General features: G+C 67.8%; 23 protein-coding genes, 1 tRNA gene and 1 other RNA gene. 11 read left to right on the forward strand and 14 right to left on the reverse strand.

Features of this window, described 5'->3' with window-relative positions; translation table 11 throughout:
- Window positions 1-31: 31 nt before the first annotated feature.
- Together nadE and ffs are read right to left on the reverse strand one after the other, a co-directional pair.
- Complete coding sequence (gene nadE / locus OG817_RS35300) at window positions 32-847, reverse strand: ammonia-dependent NAD(+) synthetase (RefSeq protein ID WP_406049160.1); 816 nt, start codon at window positions 845-847, stop codon at window positions 32-34.
- Between the two features lie 49 nt (window positions 848-896).
- Window positions 897-993, reverse strand: an RNA gene (gene ffs, locus OG817_RS35305) — signal recognition particle sRNA small type.
- 106 nt (window positions 994-1,099) lie between these two features.
- Here ffs and OG817_RS35310 point away from each other — a divergent pair.
- Window positions 1,100-1,915 carry a TIGR03620 family F420-dependent LLM class oxidoreductase gene (locus OG817_RS35310; RefSeq protein WP_406049162.1) on the forward strand — a complete coding sequence of 272 codons (816 nt, stop codon included), beginning with the start codon at window positions 1,100-1,102 and terminating at the stop codon, window positions 1,913-1,915.
- 20 nt (window positions 1,916-1,935) lie between these two features.
- Here the strand turns inward: OG817_RS35310 and OG817_RS35315 are convergent, their stop codons facing one another.
- Window positions 1,936-2,478, reverse strand: coding sequence for a GNAT family N-acetyltransferase (locus OG817_RS35315; RefSeq protein ID WP_406049163.1), 543 nt, complete (start codon window positions 2,476-2,478; stop codon window positions 1,936-1,938).
- Window positions 2,475-3,098 (reverse strand): CatB-related O-acetyltransferase, encoded by a 624-nt coding sequence (locus OG817_RS35320; RefSeq protein ID WP_406049164.1) that lies wholly within the window; start codon window positions 3,096-3,098, stop codon window positions 2,475-2,477. Before OG817_RS35320 ends, OG817_RS35315 begins: the two co-directional genes overlap by 4 nt.
- A 207-nt stretch (window positions 3,099-3,305) precedes the next feature.
- Between OG817_RS35320 and OG817_RS35325 the strand changes: the two genes are divergently transcribed.
- The 3 genes from OG817_RS35325 (at window position 3,306) to OG817_RS35335 (ending at window position 5,023) form a co-directional block, all read left to right on the forward strand.
- Window positions 3,306-3,393, forward strand: a tRNA-Ser gene (locus OG817_RS35325).
- Window positions 3,394-3,603: 210 nt separating this feature from the next.
- On the forward strand, window positions 3,604-4,167 hold the full coding sequence (locus tag OG817_RS35330) for a GNAT family N-acetyltransferase (RefSeq protein ID WP_406049166.1): 564 nt from the start codon (window positions 3,604-3,606) through the stop codon (window positions 4,165-4,167).
- A 370-nt stretch (window positions 4,168-4,537) separates the two neighbouring features.
- On the forward strand, window positions 4,538-5,023 hold the full coding sequence (locus OG817_RS35335; protein ID WP_406049167.1) for a hypothetical protein: 486 nt from the start codon (window positions 4,538-4,540) through the stop codon (window positions 5,021-5,023).
- Window positions 5,024-5,069: 46 nt separating this feature from the next.
- On the opposite strand, the gene OG817_RS35340 is transcribed toward OG817_RS35335, so the two are convergent.
- Window positions 5,070-5,579, reverse strand: a complete 510-nt coding sequence (locus tag OG817_RS35340) for a DinB family protein (RefSeq protein WP_396390920.1) — start codon at window positions 5,577-5,579, stop codon at window positions 5,070-5,072.
- An 18-nt stretch (window positions 5,580-5,597) separates the two neighbouring features.
- Here OG817_RS35340 and OG817_RS35345 point away from each other — a divergent pair, with 18 nt between their 5' ends.
- On the forward strand, window positions 5,598-6,044 hold the full coding sequence (locus OG817_RS35345; RefSeq protein ID WP_406049169.1) for a hypothetical protein: 447 nt from the start codon (window positions 5,598-5,600) through the stop codon (window positions 6,042-6,044).
- A gap of 21 nt (window positions 6,045-6,065) precedes the next feature.
- On the opposite strand, the gene OG817_RS35350 is transcribed toward OG817_RS35345, so the two are convergent.
- Window positions 6,066-6,272 (reverse strand): hypothetical protein, encoded by a 207-nt coding sequence (locus tag OG817_RS35350; protein WP_406049170.1) that lies wholly within the window; start codon window positions 6,270-6,272, stop codon window positions 6,066-6,068.
- Between the two features lie 156 nt (window positions 6,273-6,428).
- Window positions 6,429-6,989: an AAA family ATPase gene (locus tag OG817_RS35355; protein ID WP_406049172.1), complete on the reverse strand. Its 561-nt coding sequence runs from the start codon at window positions 6,987-6,989 to the stop codon at window positions 6,429-6,431.
- 128 nt (window positions 6,990-7,117) lie between these two features.
- Between OG817_RS35355 and OG817_RS35360 the strand changes: the two genes are divergently transcribed.
- Together OG817_RS35360 and OG817_RS35365 are read left to right on the forward strand one after the other, a co-directional pair.
- Window positions 7,118-7,693 (forward strand): hypothetical protein, encoded by a 576-nt coding sequence (locus tag OG817_RS35360; protein WP_406049173.1) that lies wholly within the window; start codon window positions 7,118-7,120, stop codon window positions 7,691-7,693.
- Window positions 7,694-7,704: 11 nt separating this feature from the next.
- The gene (locus tag OG817_RS35365; RefSeq protein WP_406049175.1) at window positions 7,705-8,451 is read left to right on the forward strand and encodes a class I SAM-dependent methyltransferase; all 747 of its coding nucleotides are present in this window, start codon (window positions 7,705-7,707) and stop codon (window positions 8,449-8,451) included.
- On the opposite strand, the gene OG817_RS35370 is transcribed toward OG817_RS35365, so the two are convergent.
- From OG817_RS35370 to OG817_RS35390, 5 genes are all read right to left on the reverse strand, one after another.
- Window positions 8,448-8,594: a hypothetical protein gene (locus OG817_RS35370; protein ID WP_406049176.1), complete on the reverse strand. Its 147-nt coding sequence runs from the start codon at window positions 8,592-8,594 to the stop codon at window positions 8,448-8,450. The genes OG817_RS35365 and OG817_RS35370 overlap by 4 nt on opposite strands.
- Before the next feature lie 46 nt (window positions 8,595-8,640).
- A complete protein-coding gene (locus OG817_RS35375) occupies window positions 8,641-9,684 on the reverse strand; it encodes a hypothetical protein (RefSeq protein WP_406049178.1) in 1,044 nt (347 codons plus the stop codon).
- Window positions 9,685-9,879: 195 nt separating this feature from the next.
- Window positions 9,880-10,761 (reverse strand): class I SAM-dependent methyltransferase, encoded by an 882-nt coding sequence (locus OG817_RS35380; RefSeq protein ID WP_396390911.1) that lies wholly within the window; start codon window positions 10,759-10,761, stop codon window positions 9,880-9,882.
- A gap of 43 nt (window positions 10,762-10,804) precedes the next feature.
- The gene (locus OG817_RS35385) at window positions 10,805-11,476 is read right to left on the reverse strand and encodes a response regulator (RefSeq protein ID WP_406049180.1); all 672 of its coding nucleotides are present in this window, start codon (window positions 11,474-11,476) and stop codon (window positions 10,805-10,807) included.
- Complete coding sequence (locus OG817_RS35390) at window positions 11,473-12,270, reverse strand: sensor histidine kinase (RefSeq protein WP_406049182.1); 798 nt, start codon at window positions 12,268-12,270, stop codon at window positions 11,473-11,475. Before OG817_RS35390 ends, OG817_RS35385 begins: the two co-directional genes overlap by 4 nt.
- 130 nt (window positions 12,271-12,400) lie before the next feature.
- On the opposite strand from OG817_RS35390, the gene OG817_RS35395 reads away from it, so the two are divergent.
- Together OG817_RS35395 and OG817_RS35400 are read left to right on the forward strand one after the other, a co-directional pair.
- Window positions 12,401-13,108 (forward strand): ABC transporter ATP-binding protein, encoded by a 708-nt coding sequence (locus OG817_RS35395; protein WP_406049184.1) that lies wholly within the window; start codon window positions 12,401-12,403, stop codon window positions 13,106-13,108.
- Window positions 13,105-15,435, forward strand: a complete 2,331-nt coding sequence (locus OG817_RS35400) for an FtsX-like permease family protein (protein ID WP_406049185.1) — start codon at window positions 13,105-13,107, stop codon at window positions 15,433-15,435. The genes OG817_RS35395 and OG817_RS35400 overlap by 4 nt, the downstream gene beginning before the upstream one ends.
- 18 nt (window positions 15,436-15,453) lie before the next feature.
- Here the strand turns inward: OG817_RS35400 and OG817_RS35405 are convergent, their stop codons facing one another.
- Complete coding sequence (locus OG817_RS35405) at window positions 15,454-16,665, reverse strand: IS110 family transposase (protein ID WP_406046741.1); 1,212 nt, start codon at window positions 16,663-16,665, stop codon at window positions 15,454-15,456.
- A gap of 238 nt (window positions 16,666-16,903) precedes the next feature.
- Here OG817_RS35405 and OG817_RS35410 point away from each other — a divergent pair, with 238 nt between their 5' ends.
- Entirely contained in the window at window positions 16,904-17,677 is a 774-nt protein-coding gene (locus OG817_RS35410) for a RibD family protein (RefSeq protein ID WP_406049187.1), read from the forward strand.
- Window positions 17,670-18,425, forward strand: a complete 756-nt coding sequence (locus tag OG817_RS35415; RefSeq protein WP_406049188.1) for a class I SAM-dependent methyltransferase — start codon at window positions 17,670-17,672, stop codon at window positions 18,423-18,425. The genes OG817_RS35410 and OG817_RS35415 overlap by 8 nt, the downstream gene beginning before the upstream one ends.
- Here the strand turns inward: OG817_RS35415 and OG817_RS35420 are convergent.
- A complete protein-coding gene (locus OG817_RS35420) occupies window positions 18,402-19,223 on the reverse strand; it encodes a class I SAM-dependent methyltransferase (RefSeq protein WP_406049190.1) in 822 nt (273 codons plus the stop codon). The two genes, OG817_RS35415 and OG817_RS35420, sit on opposite strands and share 24 nt — an antisense overlap.
- Window positions 19,224-19,241: the final 18 nt, after the last annotated feature.

Below are 19,241 nucleotides of genomic sequence, written 5' to 3' on the forward strand. Positions count from 1 at the left end.
CAACATCCACGACTCGGGAACTGCCACCTGCTTACACAGCGATCGGGAGGGCTCGTTTGTGGGCGGTGCGATGGTGGGTGGCGATGATCGTCGCCGCTGCCTTCTCGTCGATCTCGTGGCCCTCGAGGAAGTCGTCGATCTCGTCGTACGTGACCCCGAGCACCGCCTCGTCGGGCAACCCTGGGTTGTTTGTCTCCAGGTCAGCGGTCGGCACCTTCCCGGTGATCTCCGGCGCCGCGCCCAGCCGCGCCCCGACCTCCCGCACCCGCCGCTTGGTCAACCCCGACAGCGGCGTCAGGTCGCACGCGCCGTCGCCGTACTTCGTGAAGAACCCCATCACCGCCTCGGCAGCGTGATCGGTCCCCACGACGAGACCGCCACGAGCCCCAGCCACGACGTACTGCGCGATCATCCGCTGCCGGGCCTTCACGTTCCCGATGTGGAAGTCTTCGCGGTCGCCCAGCCCGGCGTGCCGGACCGTGTCGACCATCGCGTCGGTGGCCGGCTTGATGTTGACCACGAGGGTCTCGTCGGGCTTGATGAACTCGAGCGACCGCTGGGCATCGTCCTCGTCGGCCTGGACGCCGTACGGGAGCCGCATCGCCAGGAACGTCGCCTCGCCGCCCTCGGCGCGGACGCGCTCGACCGCGAGCTGGGAGAGGCGACCGCCCACCGCGGAGTCGACGCCGCCGCTGATCGCGAGCACGTACGACCTGGCACCGGTGAGCCGGAGGCGGTCCGCGAGGAACTCGACCCGGCGCTCGATCTCGGTGTCCGGGTCGAACGACGGGGACACGCCGAGCTCGGCGATGATCAGTTCCTGCAGGTAGCGGCGTTCGTCGCTCATCGGGCTCCCTCACGGTCAGGTTCGGCCTGACCAGCCTAAAGGGCCTGGACATGAGGATTCCCCGCGCACCCGGAAGAGCTCACTTACCCTTGCTGCCTTCCGGCCCTGGGGGAGTTGGGCGAGATACCGCCACGCGGGGAACCGACCAAGAGTGTACGGGATGCCGACGGCCAACCGGGAACCGGTCCGCACGGACAACGCTCTGAGCGAACACGGTAGCTACCGGGGCCGGACGAGGATCAAGCTGACTGGGTGACGAATCATCAATTCGGTCCGTTCGGGATCACGACCGGGCTGACCAGCAGCCCGGAGTCGTTGGCGGCGGCGCAGGCTGCCGAGGAGCTCGGGTACCCCGCGATCTGGCTGTCCGGCGGCCCGTTGCCGGGGCTGCAGACCATCGCCGACCTGATCGGCGCAACCAACTCGATCAGGTTCGTCAGCGGGATTCTGTCCGTCGACAAATACAGTGCCGCCGACGTCAGTACGGCGTACGCCTCGCTCGAGAAGTCCGCCCCGGGACGCTTCACCGTCGGGCTCGGGGGTGCGCACGGTCCCAAGCCACTGGCGAAGATCACCGCGTTCCTCGACGAGGTCGACGTACCGGAAGAGCGTCGGGTGCTCGCAGCACTCGGGCCGCGCATGCTCGAGCTGGCGCGCGACCGCTCCGCCGGCGCGTACCCGTTCCTGGTGTCCGCCGCGTACTCCGCCGAGGCGCGCAAGGTGCTCGGACCGGACAAGCTGCTCGCGGTGAGCCATCTCGTCGTTCTGGAGACCGACGCGGCCAAGGCCAGGGCGATCGCACGGAACACGATCAGCTTCTTCCCCCAGATCCCGGGGTACGCCGCCTCCCTCAAGCGGCAGGGATTCAGCGAGAAGGATCAGACCGAGCTGCCCGATCACCTGGTCGATGCACTCGCCGCGTGGGGTACGCCGGCGGACATCAAGGCCAAGTTGACCGAGCACCTGGACGCCGGCGCCGACCACGTGACCGTCAACGTCATCACCGGCGTCACCGGCCCGCAGCCGGTGGAGCAATGGAGGACGCTAGCCCCCACGCTGCTTGCGTAGTTCTCGCAGTTCCGCTGTGGTCACCCGCCGGCCGGACGGCTGACCGACAACGGCGCCCTGGGCAACTGCTTCTCGTACAGCCGCGCCGTCGTCTCCAGCTTGTCGTACCGGTACGGCCGCTCCTCACCGGTCGGCTCGAAACCCTGCCGGACCCAGAACGCGGTCGCGACGTGCGCGTTCGTCGCCACGATCGCGAGTCGCAGCGTCCTCACCTCCGGCCACGACGTCTCGACGTACCGCTGGATCAGGTCGTACGTCGCCCTGCCGAGGCCCAGCCCCTGATGGTTCCAATGGACCTCGAGGAGGCCGATGTAGGCGGTGTGGTCGTTCGGGAACCCCCTGAGCAGGTCGGCGACGGCGACGAGCCGGCCGTCCTGGAACGACCCGAGCACGACCTTCGCGTCCTCGGCCAGCCCGTCGGGCCGCATCATCAGCAGACTCTGCGCATCCGCCGGTCCGGGCGGATATCCCGTGACCCGCTCGGTGTAACCGGGGTCCGATTCGATCAGCTCCTGCAGCGCGTCGACGTCCTCGACCGCGATCGGCCGCAGTACCAGGCTCATCGCTCCAACTCCTCGATGCTGCCGGCCATGATCGCCCGGAGGTTCGCCGTGATCCGCTCGGTCGGCCAGTCCCACCAGGCGATCCGCAGCAACCGGTCGACGTCCTCGTCGGAGAACCGGCGCCGGATCAGCTTCGCCGGGTTCCCGCCGACGATCCCGTACGGCGGTACGTCGTCGACCACGACCGCGCCGGACGCGATGATCGCGCCATCGCCGATCGTCACCCCAGGCATCACCAGACTGCGGTAGCCGAACCACACGTCGTTGCCGACCACGGTGTCACCGCGACCGGCCAGCCCGGTGATCAGGTCGAAGTGCTCCGCCCACGCGCCACCCATGATCGGGAACGGGAACGTCGACGGCCCGTCCATCCGGTGATTGGCGCCGTTCATGATGAACGTCGTGCCCTCGCCGAGCGCGCAGTACTTGCCGATCCGCAGCCGCTCGGGTCCGTAGTGGTAGAGCACGTTGTTCGTCTCGAACCCGGTCGGATCCCGCGGATCGTCGTAGTACGAGTAGTCGCCCACGTCGATCAGCGGCGACCTCACCACCGCCTTCAGCAGCACGACCCGCTCGGCCTCGGGCATCGGATGGACGACGTTCGGATCCGGTGCATCCATGCGCCCGACCCTAAATGAGGAGCCCCACCACCAGCAGCACAATTAGGACCGCTCCGGCTCCTTCAGCCTCGGTAGCCCGCGCACGACAGCCAGCCAGACCTGCTCCACCCCCACCTCCCCTCTCATCCCACAGTCGTCCGGCACCGTCCCCAGGTTCACGCCCCCCGATTTTCCGAAACCCTCGCCGCTCGCGTATCCTCTCCGCTTGGAGGATTCGCCTAGAGGCCTAGGGCGCACGCTTGGAAAGCGTGTTGGGGGCAACCCCTCACGAGTTCGAATCTCGTATCCTCCGCCACTCCCCGAGAGGCACAAACCCGCAGGTCAGAGGGTGGTTTCGGTCCTTCGGGAGAACGACAACAGCCGGGGCGGCTCCCCATCTGGGAGCCGCCCCGGAGTCGTTCCGTCTCAGTTGCTCCTACCCCAGGTGTCCCAGTTCGCCTGCGCAGGCACATCCCACACCGTAAACAAGTTGCGAAGCGTGCCCTGAGACGAGAACCGTGGCGACGTGCAGACAAACATCGAACTCCGCGAGTGTGCCGACGAACATCTGCCGGAGGTTCTCAAGGCGCAGGTACTGTCGTTCCTGCGCATCAGCTGGCCGGAGGGATTCACCGGACCGAACCGGTTCCGTGACTGGACCTCTCATCCTGACTTGAGGCCTCACCACCTGCTGTACGCGGCTGGTTCCCAGCTCGTCAGCCACCTTGAGATCATCACTACGACCGTCTCAGTTGGCGAAGAGCACTACGTCGTGCAGAGCCCGACAGCGGTGATGACATTCCCTGCCTTTCGAGGTGAGGGCTGGGCCGGACGGCTGGTTGCCGCTGCGGTTGCCCGCATCGACGCCGGCCAAGCAGATGTGGGGGTCCTGACTTGTGGCCCGCACCTTGTCGAGTTCTACAGTCGGGCCGGCTGGGAGCTTGCCCCCGGTGCGACGATCCTGGCCGGAGCGGATGGGAGCACCTGGGTCTCCGATGACCTCCTCCTGACACGATCGGTCGGTCCTCGCAGCGCCGCATTCAGAGCCTCCCTGCGCGAGCATCCACTGCGCGTAGCCGACGAGTGGTAACCGAGCCATCAGCTGAAAGCCGAGGTCCCGCGCCAGCCTTCCAAGCTGGCTACGAGCCCGGTGAACGTGCGGACGGCGTACCTGGACACGGCTGAGAGGACTTGGAAAGCGCGCTGGGGGCAACCCCTCACGAGTTCGAATCTCGTATCCTCCGCCACTCCCCGGGGTCAAGAAACCGCAGGTCAGACGGTGGTTTCGGCTCTACAGGGATGAGCAAGGAAGGAGGCCGGTCGCATCCGCGGCCGGCCTCCTCTCGTTCAGGGTTTCAACAGCGCATCCCCTGCGTCGCCAACGGGCGTCCTGTCAACTCGGAGCCATACCTGCGAGTCTGGGAGCGCTACGGCTGGTCCACCGAGCGCCAGGAGGAGCGATGTCCGAGGAAACGATCGAGCGCGCGGTTCAGCAGGCTCTGACGCGCGAGGGGATCGCCGATGAGGTGATCGCCGCGGGCCAGTTCAACCCGCGCGGCCAGACCGGCTCGCTCTTCGCCGGCGGTTTGGCGGGCGGCACCTTGGGCGGAGTCGGTGGCTCGGTCGGTGAGGCCGTCGGTGACTTCGCGGGCGTGATCGGCGGCATGCGCGCGAACGCGGCCGCCCACGGGATGCCCGAGTACATGTTGGTCGGGGTGACCGCCGACGGGGTTTACGGCTTCGAGGGCCGGTCACGCAGCAAGGAGCCCGGTGCGATGGTCTTCAACGTCGCGAGGGCAGGGCTGGAGGTGAAGGTTCACCAGCGAGTGAACGTCAGGGTGCTCGAGCTGATCCATTCCGAGAGCGACTCGCGGATCGAGCTCGAGGGCAGCAGGGTGCCGCTGACCCATTCCAAGGACGTGATCGAAGCGCTCTCCGAGGGCTAGCGCGCACCGATACCGACCAGCGGGGCGTACGGACATGCACCTACGGCTAGGTGCCAACGGTGCCGTCTGTTGCCTCGCGCAACAGATCCAGGTGACCGCAGTGGCGGGCGGTCTCTTCGATCATGTGGATCATCGCGAACCGCAGCGTGAAGTCCATGTCCTCACCGCGGGCGGACTCCTCGAGGTCAGCGTCCGTGATCGCGCGTCGAGAGTTCTCGCACTCCCGGACATAGTCATCGACGATCGCAGCCAACGTGTCGCCAGGCTCGATCCGGAAGTTGCCGTGCAGATCTTCCTCCAGCCACGGCCATTCCACGTCGAGATTCGCGAAGTCGATGCTGAACCAGAACCGCTCGGTCCCAGCCAGGTGCTTGACTACGGTCGCCGGCGTCAGGCTCGACGGCGAAACCACCGCCGTGAACGCCTGATCATCCGTCAGCCCGGCCACCTTGTTGACCACAGTGGCCCGGTAGAAGTCGAGCATGCTCTCCAGCATCGCCCGCTCGGACCCACGCGAGATGGGACGACTACGCGCAATCGGAATCACCTCAGCCATACCCATAGGCTACGCAGCATGACTACGCCGCCCGAGTCGTCTGCGTACGCAACTATTCGTGCGGGGATTGCCCTTCGCGAACAGGGTCGCTCGCCTGAAGCGAAGGCCCTCATGGAGCCCCTGGTTGCTGAGGTTGACAGCGGAGACGATGCGTTCGCCAAGGTCTTCCTTGCTCACTCGCTGGCTGATGTGCAGGAGAACCCCGAGGACCAACTGGCGTGGGACCTCCGGGCGCTTGCTCTGATGGACGAACTGACTGACCAGCGAGCCATCGAGAGAGGCAATCCTGGCGGCAAGAACGCCCTCCTGCCGTCCCTCCATCTGAACTTGGCCGTGGACTACCGACGCCTCGGTGATGACGCCAACGCTCGTCGGCACTTCGAACTGGGCCAGGCGCACCTACCTGCGCTCGCGGACGATGCGTACGGGGACAGCATCCGGAGCGCGTTCGCCGAGGGCATCTGAAGCATCACCCACCTACTGGCCTCAGCGCAGGCGGGCGCCGGTGCGAGCGGCCCAGTTCAGGTAGGCCGTCGAGAACATGGGGACGACTTCGGGCGCCGGATTGTTGACCGCCAACCGCTCGGCGGCAGCGCAGACCAGTGCCTGGGTGTCGCCGAACGACGCCACGCCGAGCCAGGCCGGGATGATCGTCTCGTACGCCGGGTTGGACAACGGTCCGCTGCCGTCCACGTTCGTGGTGACCGTCGGCCTGCCGTCCGCTGCGGTGACTAAGAGCCTCCTGATCAGGGCGGTGATCGGATTTCGGTCATGACCGGAATTACACGGACGGTATCCGAAACAAGGCCTCCGCGCGAGAGGTGTGCACAACGGGCCGCAGCCGCGGTATCAGTTCACGCGGGCGCGGTGGTGGGCTTCGGCGATGATGCGGTCGGCGGTCTGGGCGGGGGTGATGGCCGAGGTGTCGATCCACCAGCCGGCGTCACCGAACTCGCGGTGCATGTCGGCTTCGAGGGCGTCGTACCCGTCGAAGTCGAACCGCTCGGCAGGATCCCTGATCTCGTTGCGATGCCGGCACACCTCGATGCCCGGCGCGAGGACGACGAACAGGAGCCGGCGAGGCGAGAGCAGGTGGAGGAAGAAGTCGAGCTTGGCGCGGGACGGGATCATCGCGTCGATCAGCGGCGTGAAGCCGGCGTCGGCAAAGTTGCCGGCCAGCGCGCACAGGTTGCGATGCAGCAGCTCCACCTGGCGCGCTGCTTCGTCGGCAGGCTCACCCAACGCCCACACGAACCCGTTCACAATCATCTGGTTGACCTCATCGCCACCAAGCCGAGCCGACCGCGGCAACCGCTCGGCAACCAGCCGGGTCACCGTCGACTTCCCAGCCCCAGGCATGCCCGTCACCAGCAAGCACGCAGGCGCTTCCACACCACGCATGGCCGGCATCGTGCCAAACCGCCCCCACCCGAGCAATCACATTCCGCGTTGTCGGTGGCGGGTGGCAGTGTCGGCGCATGGACGGTGGATGGTCGGACGCGCTTCGGGAGCTTGCCGTGCGGCTGGCGAGGACCGACGTGGAGTGGATGCTGGTTGGCAGCGCAGCGACGGCACTCCACGGCGCAGCCATCGAGCCGGGTGACATCGATGTTGCGGTGTCGACATCCGCTGGCGTCCGTGCGGCGGCGACCGTGCTTCCAAGCCGGACAGATCGATCGAGCCCAACCGATGCCCTCTGGTTCAGCAGCCTGGCCGAACCGACCTTGACGTTCGACGATCCCGGCCGAGCCCGCTGGACCTTCGGCCGGTGGACGCTGGCCGGGTTCACGGTTGAGCTGGCGCATATCGATAGTCCGGCGCCGACAGATCTGCTGGTCGAAACCCCCGCCGGAGCAGTGTGGAGCGAGCGGTCAGTCCTCGATTGGAACGGGACACAGATCCCCGTCGTACCCGTTGAGGTTCAGCTCGCGACCATGATCTTCCGCGACCAGCCCGACAGATTGCGGGCGACTCTCACGGCCGTCGACCCGGCATCGCTGGACGTCGGTCTGCTGCGTCGAGCATTTGCAGGTCGAGAGACGGGAGGCGCCCCTCTCAAAGTCCCGGAGGCACTTCGTGAGCTAACTCAGGTGCGCCATATGCCGGGACGGTGAAGCATCAAGGCATGGTTGAGCGGGCGTTGAGTTTCGGGGCTGCGGCTGCGGCGTACGAGCGGTTCCGGACGGGGTATCCGGACGAGCTCGTGGACAAGGTGCTGGAGTACGCCGGTCGGACGGTGAGCACCGCATTGGAGATCGGGGCAGGGACCGGAAAGGCCACCCGGGTGTTTGCCGCGAGGGGGATCGCGGTGACGGCCACAGAGCCGGATGCGGCGATGCTGGAGCAGTTGCGCAAGCACGTGCCGTCGACCGTCACCGCGGTTCAGGGCGCGTTCGAGGATCTCCCGCTGACTTCCACGTTCGACCTGGTCTTCGCAGCAGCGTCACTGCATTGGACCGACCCGACCGATCGCTGGACGCGCGTGGCTGCGCTGCTCAACCCTGGCGGGATCTTCGTGTCCTTCAACAGACCGCTGTATCTCGCAGACAAGGACCTCGACGAGGCTGTCCGCGTCGCCAGGTCGGAGTTCCTGGAGGACGACGGCATTCCGCCACCCGATGGCACCTCGGAGGAGTGGCCCGAGACGGAGCTGCGTCGCTCGGACCGATTCACGGACGTACGCCAGACCTCCATCGAACGTCGTAGGACGTTGACGGCAGCGGGCTACATCGGGCACTTGTCGACGCTCTCGGCGTACCTGCTGCTCCCCAGCACGACCCGGGAGCAGGTCTTCGAGCGGATCGCCGCGGTGCTCCCGGACGAGGTGACCCTGATCTCCGACCTGACGCTCCACCTGGCAAGACGGTCCTAGACGCCGAGTTGCCGCACGTCGCCGATCCGTCCGCGGCCGAGGAGCGGCTCGTGCAGCTTCTCCTTCGCCAGCAGCTGCCGCCGGGCGGCGAGCCACTCCTCTGGCGAGACGACCTCGGGCAGGTTACCTATCGTCGTCGTCATCCCGGACCTCCCAAATGATCTGTTCCGGTACCCACCCGGCAGATCTTCAGTCGGCGGCGCGGGCCCAGGCGGTCGACACCCGGGAGATCAAGGCTGGATCGACCTCGGCCGGCGCGGGACGCGGAGCGACGTACTTGCGACTGGTCACGCGTCCGATCAGTTTGATGTCGAGGGTCTCCGGATCATCAGTCACCGCCAGGTCGATCGTGTGCGTGGCCGGAAGCCCGGCCATCGCCTTGAAGGCCTGAGCGAGGTCCTGGTCGGTGATGTCCTTCGCGATGGTCAGGTTGGCGGACTCCGGTCCGACCTGTACCTGAGTCACGCCGGCGACATCGGCGAGCGCGGCGTGGATCCGGTACTCCGGGCCGGCGTCGAAGAGCGAGCCCCGGAAGACCCAGTGGCCCGGTTGCCCGACGTACTTGGACGGTCTCCTGATCAGCTGGATCGACAGGTACGAGTCCCAGATCGTGCGGAGGCTCGCGACGGTGGCGACGTACCCGGCGCGGTCCTTGACGGTGACCGACTCCGGTTTCGGTACGCCGTCGTCGTCGCGGATGTCGATCCGGGTCACGCCGGGGACCTTCATCAGCGGTCCGATCAGCGTCCGGATCTGCGGCGTGAACCCCTTGGCGAAGATCGCCTGGGGTGCCCGGACGGGTCCCCAGCCGAGCTCGAGCTTCTTGAACTGCTCAGTCGTCACGAGCCTCGGCAGCGCCACGAGCAGCGCGTCCAACTCGATGTCGGCTGCCGCGAAGTAGCTGCCGGCCAGCCGGTCCGGCCCTTGGATCCACCCGGTCAGCCCCGGGTACTTCGCCTGAAGGTCGGCGAACTGCTGCGTCGCCACGCGATCGAGCCGGAAACCGAGGCCGGGACTGTCGGTCCACTCGACGACGACCTGCCGATCCGTCGACTCGACCCGGTGCGTACGCCGGCCGTCGTCGCTCTGCGCGGCCTGATCGAACCCAACGGCCACCGCAGCCACTGCGGACGCCGGCGCCGTCACGATCAGACCCGACGAGCCGTACGTCGACGCCGTGGCACGGCCGTCCTTGCGCAGCCAGAGCACTCGCTCCAGATCGGGATCCCGCACCGCCCTCGTCGACGGCGAGAACCGGGCACGGTAGTCGTCGATGGCCAGTTCGATGCTTTGTAGTAGTCCTCGTCGTGCCCGTCGAATCCACGCTTGACCTCGTCGACCAGCGTGGCGACGGCCTGCTCCGGCAGCCGCTTCGCCATCGTCAGGACGAGACGCATGCCGCGATTCTCCTCGCGGCACGGGTCATTCTCAGTCGCCGTCCCAGGCAGCCAGAACGCGCATGGAACCGCTGGTGACCCGGATCTTGCGGTCGCGGAGGGCGGCCAGGCGCTCCACCGGTGGGACCAGGCGGGAGACCGGGTTCAGGAGTTCGCGGACGCGGGTGCCGATGAACGGCAGGGCGTAGTACTGGTACGCGCTGTCGACGCTGCGGACCGTGTAGCCGGTGCGGTTCAGCAGGGTGGTGATGGTTCCCGGGTCGTAGTAGCTGACGTGCTCCGGGATCTTGTAGGAGACCCAGCGGGAGCCGGAGACGCGGGACAGGAGGCTCTTGATGTTCGGGGTGACCATGACGACCAGGCCGCCGGGGCGGAGCAGTTTGCCGGCCTGGCGGAGGAAGTCGGCCGGCTCGGTCAGGTGCTCGATCAGGTGCGACCCGAAGATCACGTCGTACTTCTGGTCCTGGATCTCGGGCACTTCGTCGAGCAGACCGAGGAACACGCGGTCCGGGTGGCGCTTCGCGGCCCACTCGACGGCCATCGGCGAGAGGTCGATCCCGTACGCGTCGTACCCGGCCTCTTCCGCGGCCTGCAGGAAGTAGCCGTAGCCGCAGCCGACCTCGAGGATCCGGCCGCTCGGGATGAACTCACCGATCCGGCGCACGTCCTCGCGGAACGTCGCCAGGTACTCCTCCTCCTGGTCCTCGTACTCCGAGTACCCGGTCCCTGCCTCGCCGTCGAAGTACGTGTCGCCCTCGTAGAGGGCTCGCAGGGTCTCGGGCGTCGGTGTGGGCACGAGCTGCACGAGCCCGCAGGCAGGGCACTCCTCGATCCCGTAGCCGCCCTTCTCCCCGCGCCGCCGGAACGGTCCCTTCTCGGCACACAGAATGCAGACGCTCGGTCCGTCGCTCATCAACCAATTCCCCTTATGTCCCAAACCCCAGTGCAGACCGTCGTCACGTCGGGGCTCCGGGGGCCACCAGACCCGTTTCGTACGCGAGTACGACGGCCTGGGCGCGATCGCGGAGCGACAACTTGGCGAAGATCCTGGCGACGTGAGTCTTCACTGTCGCCTCGCTGAGGGTCAACTCGGAGGCGAGCTCGGCGTTGGACAGGCCGTGTCCCATCAGCGTCAGTACCTCGAGCTCCCGTGGCGTCAGCGCGGCCAGGTCGCGATGTACGGCGGGTGGCGTCGACACCGAATCACCGGTCGCGAACCGTTCGACCAGCCGTCGCGTGATCGACGGGGCGAGCAGCGCATCACCGGTGTTGACCAGGCGGACGGCGGCCGCGAGGTGCTCGGGCGTGACGTCCTTCAGCAGGAATCCGCTGGCTCCGGCGGCCAGAGCGGCGTACACGTAGCGGTCCAGGTCGAACGTGGTGAGGATCAGCACCCGGCAGTCAGGCGACTCGGCGAGGATGCGCCGGGTCGCCTCCAGACCGTCCATCGACGGCATCCGGATGTCCATCAAGACAACGTCAGGCTGCAGCCGCCGGACCGCGTCGACGGCCTCGCCACCGTCGGCCGCCTCACCGGCAACTTCGATGCCCCGCGCGGTCAGGATCATCCGGAACCCTGTCCGCACCAGCGCCTGATCGTCCGCGATCACGACCCGCGGCGCGCTCATGGGCGCTCCAACGGGATCTTGGCCCGCACGCGGAACCCACCACCGAGTCGACGCCGAGCATCGAGGTCCCCGCCGTACACCGCCACGCGCTGTCGTAACCCGAGCAGCCCGCGCCCCTCGCCGTCCGGCCCCGGTGGACGTCCGCCGGACAGCACGCTCGGCCCGGAGTTCAGGATCTCGATCCGCAACGCGTGGTCGGCGTACCGGACCGTCACCTGCGCCTGTACTCCGTCGCCGTGCTTGAGCGCGTTCGTCAGCGCCTCCTGGATGATCCGGTACGCCGTGACGTCGACGCCGGCCGGAAGCGGTCGCGGCTCCCCGGAGATCCGTACCTCGACCGGCAGTCCGGCGAACGCGATCCGGTCGATCAACGGACTCAGCCGACTCAGACTCGGTTGCGGTGCCAGCGTCTCGTCCTCGCCGTCGGCCGACGGCGCGAGCAAACCGAGCAGATGCCGGAGCTCCTTCATCGTGTCGCGGCCGGCCGCCTCGACCGCCAGCAACGCGGCCTCGGCATCGGCCGGTTCGGTCGCGAGCACGTGGCGGGCAGCACCGGCCTGGATCACCATCACGCTCACGTTGTGGCTGACGATGTCGTGCAGGTCCTGGGCGATCCGGGCCCGTTCGGCGTCGACCGCGTTCCGCGCGGCCGTCTCCCGTTCGCGTTCCAGCAGCCAGCCGCGTTCCTCCAGCGCCCGGACGTGCGCCCGCTGGGCCCGGATCAGCGCGACCGCGAGCAGTCCGGCGGCGAGCACTGCCACCACCGCAACGATCAGCCAGACGATGTCCCACACAAGGACCACTGTCCCAGTGGCGGTCCGGGTTCCGCATCATCCGCACGCGTACATCTGCAGGATGACCCGCCGCGGACGTTACCTCCGCAGGCTGACGCCCGGCGGGCACCGGTGCTCCTAGCGTGAACCCATGACCGATGACGAAGGCAACGGACAGGCGGTCGTACGGCTCACCGCCGTACGCAAGGAGTACGGCGAATCCGTCGCGCTCGACGGGGTTTCGCTAGAGATCCACTCTGGCGAGGCTGTGGCAGTGATGGGCCCGTCCGGCAGCGGCAAGTCCACGCTGCTCAGCATGGTCGCCGGCCTCGACCGTCCGACCTCGGGGACGGTCACGGTGCACGGCGAGGACCTGGGCGCGCTGAACGAGAAGGGCCTCGCGCTCTACCGGCGCCGCCGGATCGGCATGATCTTCCAGTTCTTCAACCTGCTGGACGATCTGTCCGCCCTCGACAACGTCGCGCTGGCCGCGCAGCTGACTGGGACGTCGGCCTCGCAGGCCCGCAAGCGGGCCCTCGAACTCTTCGAGGAACTCGGCATCGCCGGTCGCCGCAACACCTATCCGGCCCAGCTCAGTGGTGGCGAGCGGCAACGGGTCGCCGTCGCCAGGGCGCTGATGAACCGTCCCGCCGTCCTGCTCGCCGACGAACCGACCGGCGCACTCGACACCCGCGCCGGCGAGCAGGTGATGGACCTGCTGCTCGACCTCAACCAGATCGGTCAGACCCTGCTGCTGGTCACGCACGACCAGCAACTCGCGACCCGCTGCGCCAGCCGCGTGATCGAGGTCGTCGACGGGAAGATCGCCGGCGAGCGCGCCTTGGAGCGTACGCCGTGAGCGCCGTCTGGCCGGTGTCGCGCGCAGCAGTACGACGACGGCGGCTGCAGACGATCGTGATCGGTGTCGTTGTCGCATTGTCGACAACGATGATCGTGGTGGCACTCGGACTCCTGGCCGCATCGAGCGGTCCGTTCGACCAGGCGTACAACCGGCAGAGCGGTGCCCACCTGGCCGCGTCGTACGACCGGACCAAAGTCACGGACTCGCAGCTCACCGAAGCGAGCGAGTCGGCCGACGCAGTGGCCGGCCCGTTCGCCATGGCGACAGTGGAGCTTGGCTCGGGGCAGCAGCCCGGTCAGCCCGACTCGCTGGTGACAGTCGGGCGGGCGGATGCCGGTGGGCCGGTCGACCGGCTGAACGTGTGGAAGGGCCGGTGGGCGGACAAGCCCGGCGAGATCGTGCTGAACCGGAACCCCGTCGAGTCGAGCAACGGCCCAGGGGCCATGACTCTCGACTCCAAGCTCGTCATCGCCGACGGTGGACCGACACTGACGGTCGTCGGGTTCGCCTACAGCGTGAGCATGTCGGCCGATGCCTGGGTCGTTCCGGAGCAGATGACGGCGTTGCATCCGACGGCGAGCCAGATGCTGTATCGCTTCGCCGATGCCGCGACGAACGAGCAGATCACCGCCGGCCAGACCGCCGTGACGACCGGACTGCCGTCCGGGGCTCTGCTGGGGACGCAGTCGTACCTTGCTTTGAAGGCACTCGCTACCGGTGAGCCGAACACGTTCGTGCCGTTCCTGATGGTGTTCGGTTGGCTCGGGCTGGCGGTAGCCGCACTGATCGTGGTCAACGTGGTCAGTGGTGCGGTGGTGGCAGGCTTCCGGCACATCGGCGTACTCAAGGCGCTCGGATTCACGCCCACCCAGGTGATGACGGTCTATCTGGCGATGGTCTCGATCCCAGCGATCGTCGGGTGTGCACTAGGGGTTGTCGCGGGCAATCTGCTCGCGGAGTCCTTGCTGACAAGGGCTTTCGAGAACTACGGCGCCGGTGGGGTCGGCGTACCGCTGTGGGTGGACGTGGCTGCGATGGTCGGCGTACCTGTCCTTGTTGCGTTGTCCGCTCTGGTTCCCGCACTGCGCGCTCGCAGCTTGTCGGCCGCACAGGCGATCAGCGCGGGCAGTGCGCCGCGTGCCGGTCGCGGTCTCCGTGCGCAACGCTGGCTGAGCGGTACCCGACTGCCGCGGTCGGTCAGCCTCGGGCTCGGTCTGCCGTTCGCTCGCCCGGCGCGCAGTGCGCTGACGCTGGCTGCCGTCGTACTCGGGGTGACAAGCGTGACGCTGGCGGTGGGGCTCGGTACGTCGTTGACCGACTACCAGACGGCCGCCAGTCGCGTGGGTGCGGTCGACCTGACGATGTTCGCGGGTACGGGACCGCAGCCGCCGTCGGAGGACGGGCCGCCGGTCGCGAAGTTGAGCGATCCGGAGGACGAGGCGCTGCTGCGGTCCACGCCCGGAGCGCAGTACGTGACGGCGAGCGGGGACCTCCCGATGCGGCTGGCCGGCACGAGCCAGGACTTCCGAGTGTCCTTCTATCGTGGGGATTTCGAGCACCTTGGCTACCGGCTGCTGGAAGGGCAGTGGTTCGACGGACCGGGCCAGGTGGTCGTGTCCGAGCGGTTCCTGCGGCAGCGGGCACTTGCGGTCGGCGACACGATCACGCTGGACTCGCAGGGCAAGAGCGTGCAGGTGCGGATTGTCGGCAAGGCCCTCTACAACTCCGGCGACGAGGTGCTGTCCAACTGGGCGACACTGCAGCTCGTCGCACCTGGGACGCGGGCCCAGTTGTACGAGGTCCAGCTCCAGCCGGGCACTGATATCGACACTTACGTCAAGGCCGTGCAGGCCGGCGATCCGGGGCTGGAGCAGACGCCAGGTCAGGACGCGGGCACCTTCGTCACAGTCGTCCTGGTGACCGTCATCCTGCTGACCTTGATGCTCGGGACCGTGGCCGCGCTGGGCGTGTTCAACACCGTCGTACTGAACACCCGCGAGCGGCGCCGCGACCTCGGCATGCTCAAGTCGATCGGTATGACGCCGGCCCAGGTGACGCTGATGGTGGTCACCTCGATGGCCGCGCTCGGAGCGATCGGGGGATTGCTGGGGATCCCGCTCGGAGTTGTCGCTCACCGGCTCGTCGTTCCGGCGATGGCGAACGGCGCGCAGGTCGAGGTACCCGATTTCATGCTCGACGTCTATCCGCCGCAACTCCTCGCGCTGCTGGTCCTGGCCGGCATCGTCATCGCCGGCCTCGGCGCGCTGCTCCCGGCCCGCTCGGCTGCCCGGGCGACGATCGCCGAGGTGCTGCACAACGAGTAACTGATGCTCCTATTGGTGTCAAGCCGTGTTGAGCCAGGCGCGGTAGCGGTGGGCGAGTTCGTAGTCGGGGAACGTGCCGAGTTCGGTGCGGGTGATTTTGGTGATGTAGGTGTTCATCGCCTGGGCGGCCGCGGCGAGGGTGATGTTTTTGGCTTGCCGGGTGGGGCGGAGGTCGGCGAGCTCGGGCGCGGCCTGGCCTTGGGTGAGGGATCGGAAGATCTCACGGGCGAGGGCTCGTTTGAGGCGGCGGAGGATTTCTGCGGTGTCGCGGCCCTTGGCGCGGTGGGCCCGGACGTAGTCGCGGGTGCGTGGGTCGCAGGTCATTCGGACCAAGGCGATGGTGTGGAGTGCGTGGTTGGCGGCCCGGTCGCCGCCACGTGAGAGCCGGTAGCGGGTGGTTTTGCCCGACGAAGCCGGGACCGGGGCGGCGCCGCACAAGGCGGCGAAGGAGCTTTCGCTGCGCAGCCGGTCAGGGTTCGCGCCGGCGGTGACGAGCAGTTGTGCCGCGGTGGCCGGCCCGACCCCGCGCAGCGAGAGCAGGTGAGGGTTGGCTGCCCGGGTGAGATCCTTGAGCTGCTGGTCGAGTTCGGCGACCTGCCGGCTGAGGAAGCGGTGACGCTGGGCCAGCGCCTTCAACGCGGTCAGCACGGCCCGGACGATGGAGTCGCGGTGGTGGGCTGGTCGGCAGCCGGCCAGCGCGTCGACCAGTGGCTGGTCACGCAGCGGCCGGTATTTCTCCCGCAGCACGACGGGAGCCGTGATGAGCATGTGATGGATCTGGTTCATCGCGGCGGTACGTGCCTTGACCGCGGACCGGCGGACGATGTGCAGGGCACGGATCGCCTCGACCTGCTCGGTCTTGGCGGCCGCGTCGGCGCGGCCGGCCAGCACCGCATGAGCGGCCTGATAGGCGTCCAGAGGATCGGACTTGCCACGCATCCGGCGCCGGGCACGATCCGGGCGGGTGACTTCGCGGACCTCGATCCCCGCGGCCTGGGCGGCCCGAGTCAGCCCGGCGCCGTAGGAACTGGTGCCCTCGATCCCGATCACCACCAGCGTCCCGAACGTCGCCAGGAACGCCAGCGCGGCCCGGTAACCGTCCGGGGTGGTGCCGAACTCACGATCACCTAGTTCGCGGCCGACCTGGTCAACCGCCGCGACGTGGATCGTGTCGGCGTGGGTGTCAACGCCTCCGGTCACCGTGCCCGCGGCAGCAGCAGTCACTGTCATGATGGGTCTTGCCTTCCGTGTCGATCGGACAGGTCGACGCCGGCCGGGCGGCAGACAAGACATTAATGAGGCTTTGCCAGGCTCTTATTAGGTCATGCCGCCCGGCCGGCGACGGAACTCCCGAGCACCGGACGGACCAATTTGCAGTCAACCCAGCAGGGCGACAGTCGGCGGACGAGCCACGGCGCCCGAGAGCCTGCCCATCATTAATGTCGGCGGCCGTTGATAGAAGTCAGGCATGACTGATCGGGCGCGTGTGGTGGTATCCGTGACGGCGTCGGTGGACGGCCGGGTGACACTCGGGCGCGATCGGCTGCTGCTGTCCGAGGAGGCCGGCCGCGTCTGGCACTCGATGCAGCCGGATGGCGCGGACGCGGTGTATGCGGCGCGGATGGCTCTGCTCGAGGAGTTGTATGCGCCGACCGCGATCCTCGAGGGCAGCGGGACCTTCGTCACCGAGGATGCCGCGCCGCTGGAGCTTCCACCGGCGGCCGATGACGGACTGTTCGAGGACTATCTGCCGCCAGAGGTCGTGGACCATCCGGACCACCGGAAATGGTTCACAGTCGTGGACGGTCGCGGCCGCGTGCACTGGGATCAGAAGGGCGGGGAAGGCATTGATCTCCTGCTCCTCGTCGCCCGCGCGACCCCACCGTCGTACCTCGCGTTTCTCCGCCGCGAAACTATCCCCTATCTGGTCGCCGGCAACGACCGCGTCGACCTCGCGCTCGCACTCCATCGCATGCGAGACGTCCTCGGCGTCACCCACGTCATCTCAGAAGCCGGCGGCACCCTCAACGGCGCCCTCCTCCGCGCCGACCTGATCGACGAACTCCACCTCGTCCTCCTCCCCACCGCCATCGGCGGCCAGGGAGTCCCCACCATCTTCGACGGCCCCGAACTCACGCTCGACCAACTACCCACCCAACTCCGCCTCATCACCGCCGACCCCAGCCCAGACGGAATTCTCAGCCTGCGTTACGAAATCCTGGGAGACTCTTCGGATGGATGAGGTGGTGCGGGGTAATCAGGTCGTGTGGGAACGGGCTTCGGGCAAGCATGTTCGGGAGTACGACGAGCTGTTGGCGGAGGCTCGGGATGGGGGGCACTTCTTTCCGCGCGAGAAGGAGTTGCTGGGGCCGTTGCTCGCCGATCAGCCTGTGGTGGTGCACTTTCAGAGTGGGCATGGACTGGACGACGTCGCGCTGGTGAACGGTGGCGCGTCGCGGGTGATCGGGGTGGACTACAGCTCGGTCGCGGCGGGGGCGGCTCAACGGCGGGCGGTCGAGCTGGGGGTTGCCTGCCGGTACGTCGTCGCCGAGGTTCCCGGCGTACCGGTGAAGGACGGGTCGATCGATCTCGTCTACACCGGCAAGGGTGCGTTGATCTGGATGCGCGACATCGGTGCGTGGGCGCGGGATGTGGCTCGGGTGCTGCGGCCGGGCGGGAGCCTGTTCGTGTACGAGGCGCATCCGACGGTTCCACTGTGGACCTGGGACGAGGACGAGCCGCGGATCCGGCCGGACCGCAGCTACTTCGCCGAGACGAACGTCAACGACACGTTCCCCGGCAACGGCGCCCGAGAATGGCAGTGGAATCTCGGGCACATCGTCACCGCGATCACTGCGGTCGGCCTGCGCCTCGACGTACTCGAGGAGTACGCCGAACCGTTCTGGCGACCCTCCGACGGCACCAAGGCGGCCGCCTGGTCCGGCCGGCTTCCGAATTCCTACGCCCTACTGGCTCACCGCCCCGCCTGACGTCCGCCCCTGGATCACGAGGTACTCGGACGGCAGTACGACGCCAGTCCCGCTCGGACTGCCGTCCCGGGTGAACAGGTCGATCAGGTCGTTCCGAAGAGCCGGCCATCGATCACCCAATGCCTGCCGCGCCAGCATGACCGGGCCGAACTTCGTGCCGTAGCAATTGGCCGCGGCCTCCGGCGACTCGTGATGGAGCCCGGCGAGCTCACGGCTGAACTCGAGCTCGATCCCGGTGCCCTCGAACAGCTCCCGGACATGGTCCTCATCGCCCCAGGCCAGTGGCGGATCGACGAACTCCGGCGCGGGTGGGACATACCCGCCGACCACCCGGAAGAACTCGCCGATCGACCCTTCCGGCGTCCAGGCGCACAGTCCGATCCGGCCGCCCGGCCGAAGTACCCGGGCGATCTCGTCGGCGACGACCTCGTGCCGGGGCGCGAACATGCACCCGAATGTGGACAGTACGACGTCGAAATGCATATCCGGGAAGGGCAGATCCTCGGCGTCTCCCTCGACCCATTCGATCTCGCGATCCCCGGCACGTTCGCGCGCGATCGCGAGCATCGCGGGAGTCAGATCCAGCCCGGTGACCCGCGCTCCCGCCGCCGCGGCCGGAATCGTGGCGTTCCCGGTCCCACAGGCCACGTCGAGGACATCGTCACCAGGCTGAACGGCGACGGTCCGCACCAGGCGCGCTCCTGCCTCGTACAGTCCTTCTTCCCGCAGCATCGCGTCGTAGTCCCCGGTGGACCAGGTGTCCCGCACTGATTCCTTGTACTGCGTCAGCAGCTCCATGCTCAGCAGCATCGACCA

This window comes from Kribbella sp. NBC_00889 (assembly GCF_045207705.1).
Lineage (GTDB): Bacteria > Actinomycetota > Actinomycetes > Propionibacteriales > Kribbellaceae > Kribbella.

Bases quoted from the DNA above. Each gene is read 5' to 3' on its own strand.
- OG817_RS35420 (WP_406049190.1), bottom strand. From the start codon at position 19,223: ATGGAGCTGCTGACGCAGTACAAGGAATCAGTGCGGGACACCTGGTCC.
- OG817_RS35415 (WP_406049188.1), top strand. From the start codon at position 17,670: ATGGATGAGGTGGTGCGGGGTAATCAGGTCGTGTGGGAACGGGCTTCG.
- OG817_RS35355 (WP_406049172.1), bottom strand. From the start codon at position 6,989: ATGCCGGCCATGCGTGGTGTGGAAGCGCCTGCGTGCTTGCTGGTGACG.
- OG817_RS35405 (WP_406046741.1), bottom strand. From the start codon at position 16,665: ATGACAGTGACTGCTGCTGCCGCGGGCACGGTGACCGGAGGCGTTGAC.
- OG817_RS35345 (WP_406049169.1), top strand. From the start codon at position 5,598: ATGACTACGCCGCCCGAGTCGTCTGCGTACGCAACTATTCGTGCGGGG.
- OG817_RS35395 (WP_406049184.1), top strand. From the start codon at position 12,401: ATGACCGATGACGAAGGCAACGGACAGGCGGTCGTACGGCTCACCGCC.
- OG817_RS35315 (WP_406049163.1), bottom strand. From the start codon at position 2,478: ATGAGCCTGGTACTGCGGCCGATCGCGGTCGAGGACGTCGACGCGCTG.
- OG817_RS35410 (WP_406049187.1), top strand. From the start codon at position 16,904: ATGACTGATCGGGCGCGTGTGGTGGTATCCGTGACGGCGTCGGTGGAC.
- OG817_RS35370 (WP_406049176.1), bottom strand. From the start codon at position 8,594: ATGACGACGACGATAGGTAACCTGCCCGAGGTCGTCTCGCCAGAGGAG.
- OG817_RS35320 (WP_406049164.1), bottom strand. From the start codon at position 3,098: ATGGATGCACCGGATCCGAACGTCGTCCATCCGATGCCCGAGGCCGAG.
- OG817_RS35365 (WP_406049175.1), top strand. From the start codon at position 7,705: ATGGTTGAGCGGGCGTTGAGTTTCGGGGCTGCGGCTGCGGCGTACGAG.
- OG817_RS35380 (WP_396390911.1), bottom strand. From the start codon at position 10,761: ATGAGCGACGGACCGAGCGTCTGCATTCTGTGTGCCGAGAAGGGACCG.
- OG817_RS35385 (WP_406049180.1), bottom strand. From the start codon at position 11,476: ATGAGCGCGCCGCGGGTCGTGATCGCGGACGATCAGGCGCTGGTGCGG.
- OG817_RS35335 (WP_406049167.1), top strand. From the start codon at position 4,538: ATGTCCGAGGAAACGATCGAGCGCGCGGTTCAGCAGGCTCTGACGCGC.
- OG817_RS35340 (WP_396390920.1), bottom strand. From the start codon at position 5,579: ATGGCTGAGGTGATTCCGATTGCGCGTAGTCGTCCCATCTCGCGTGGG.
- nadE (WP_406049160.1), bottom strand. From the start codon at position 847: ATGAGCGACGAACGCCGCTACCTGCAGGAACTGATCATCGCCGAGCTC.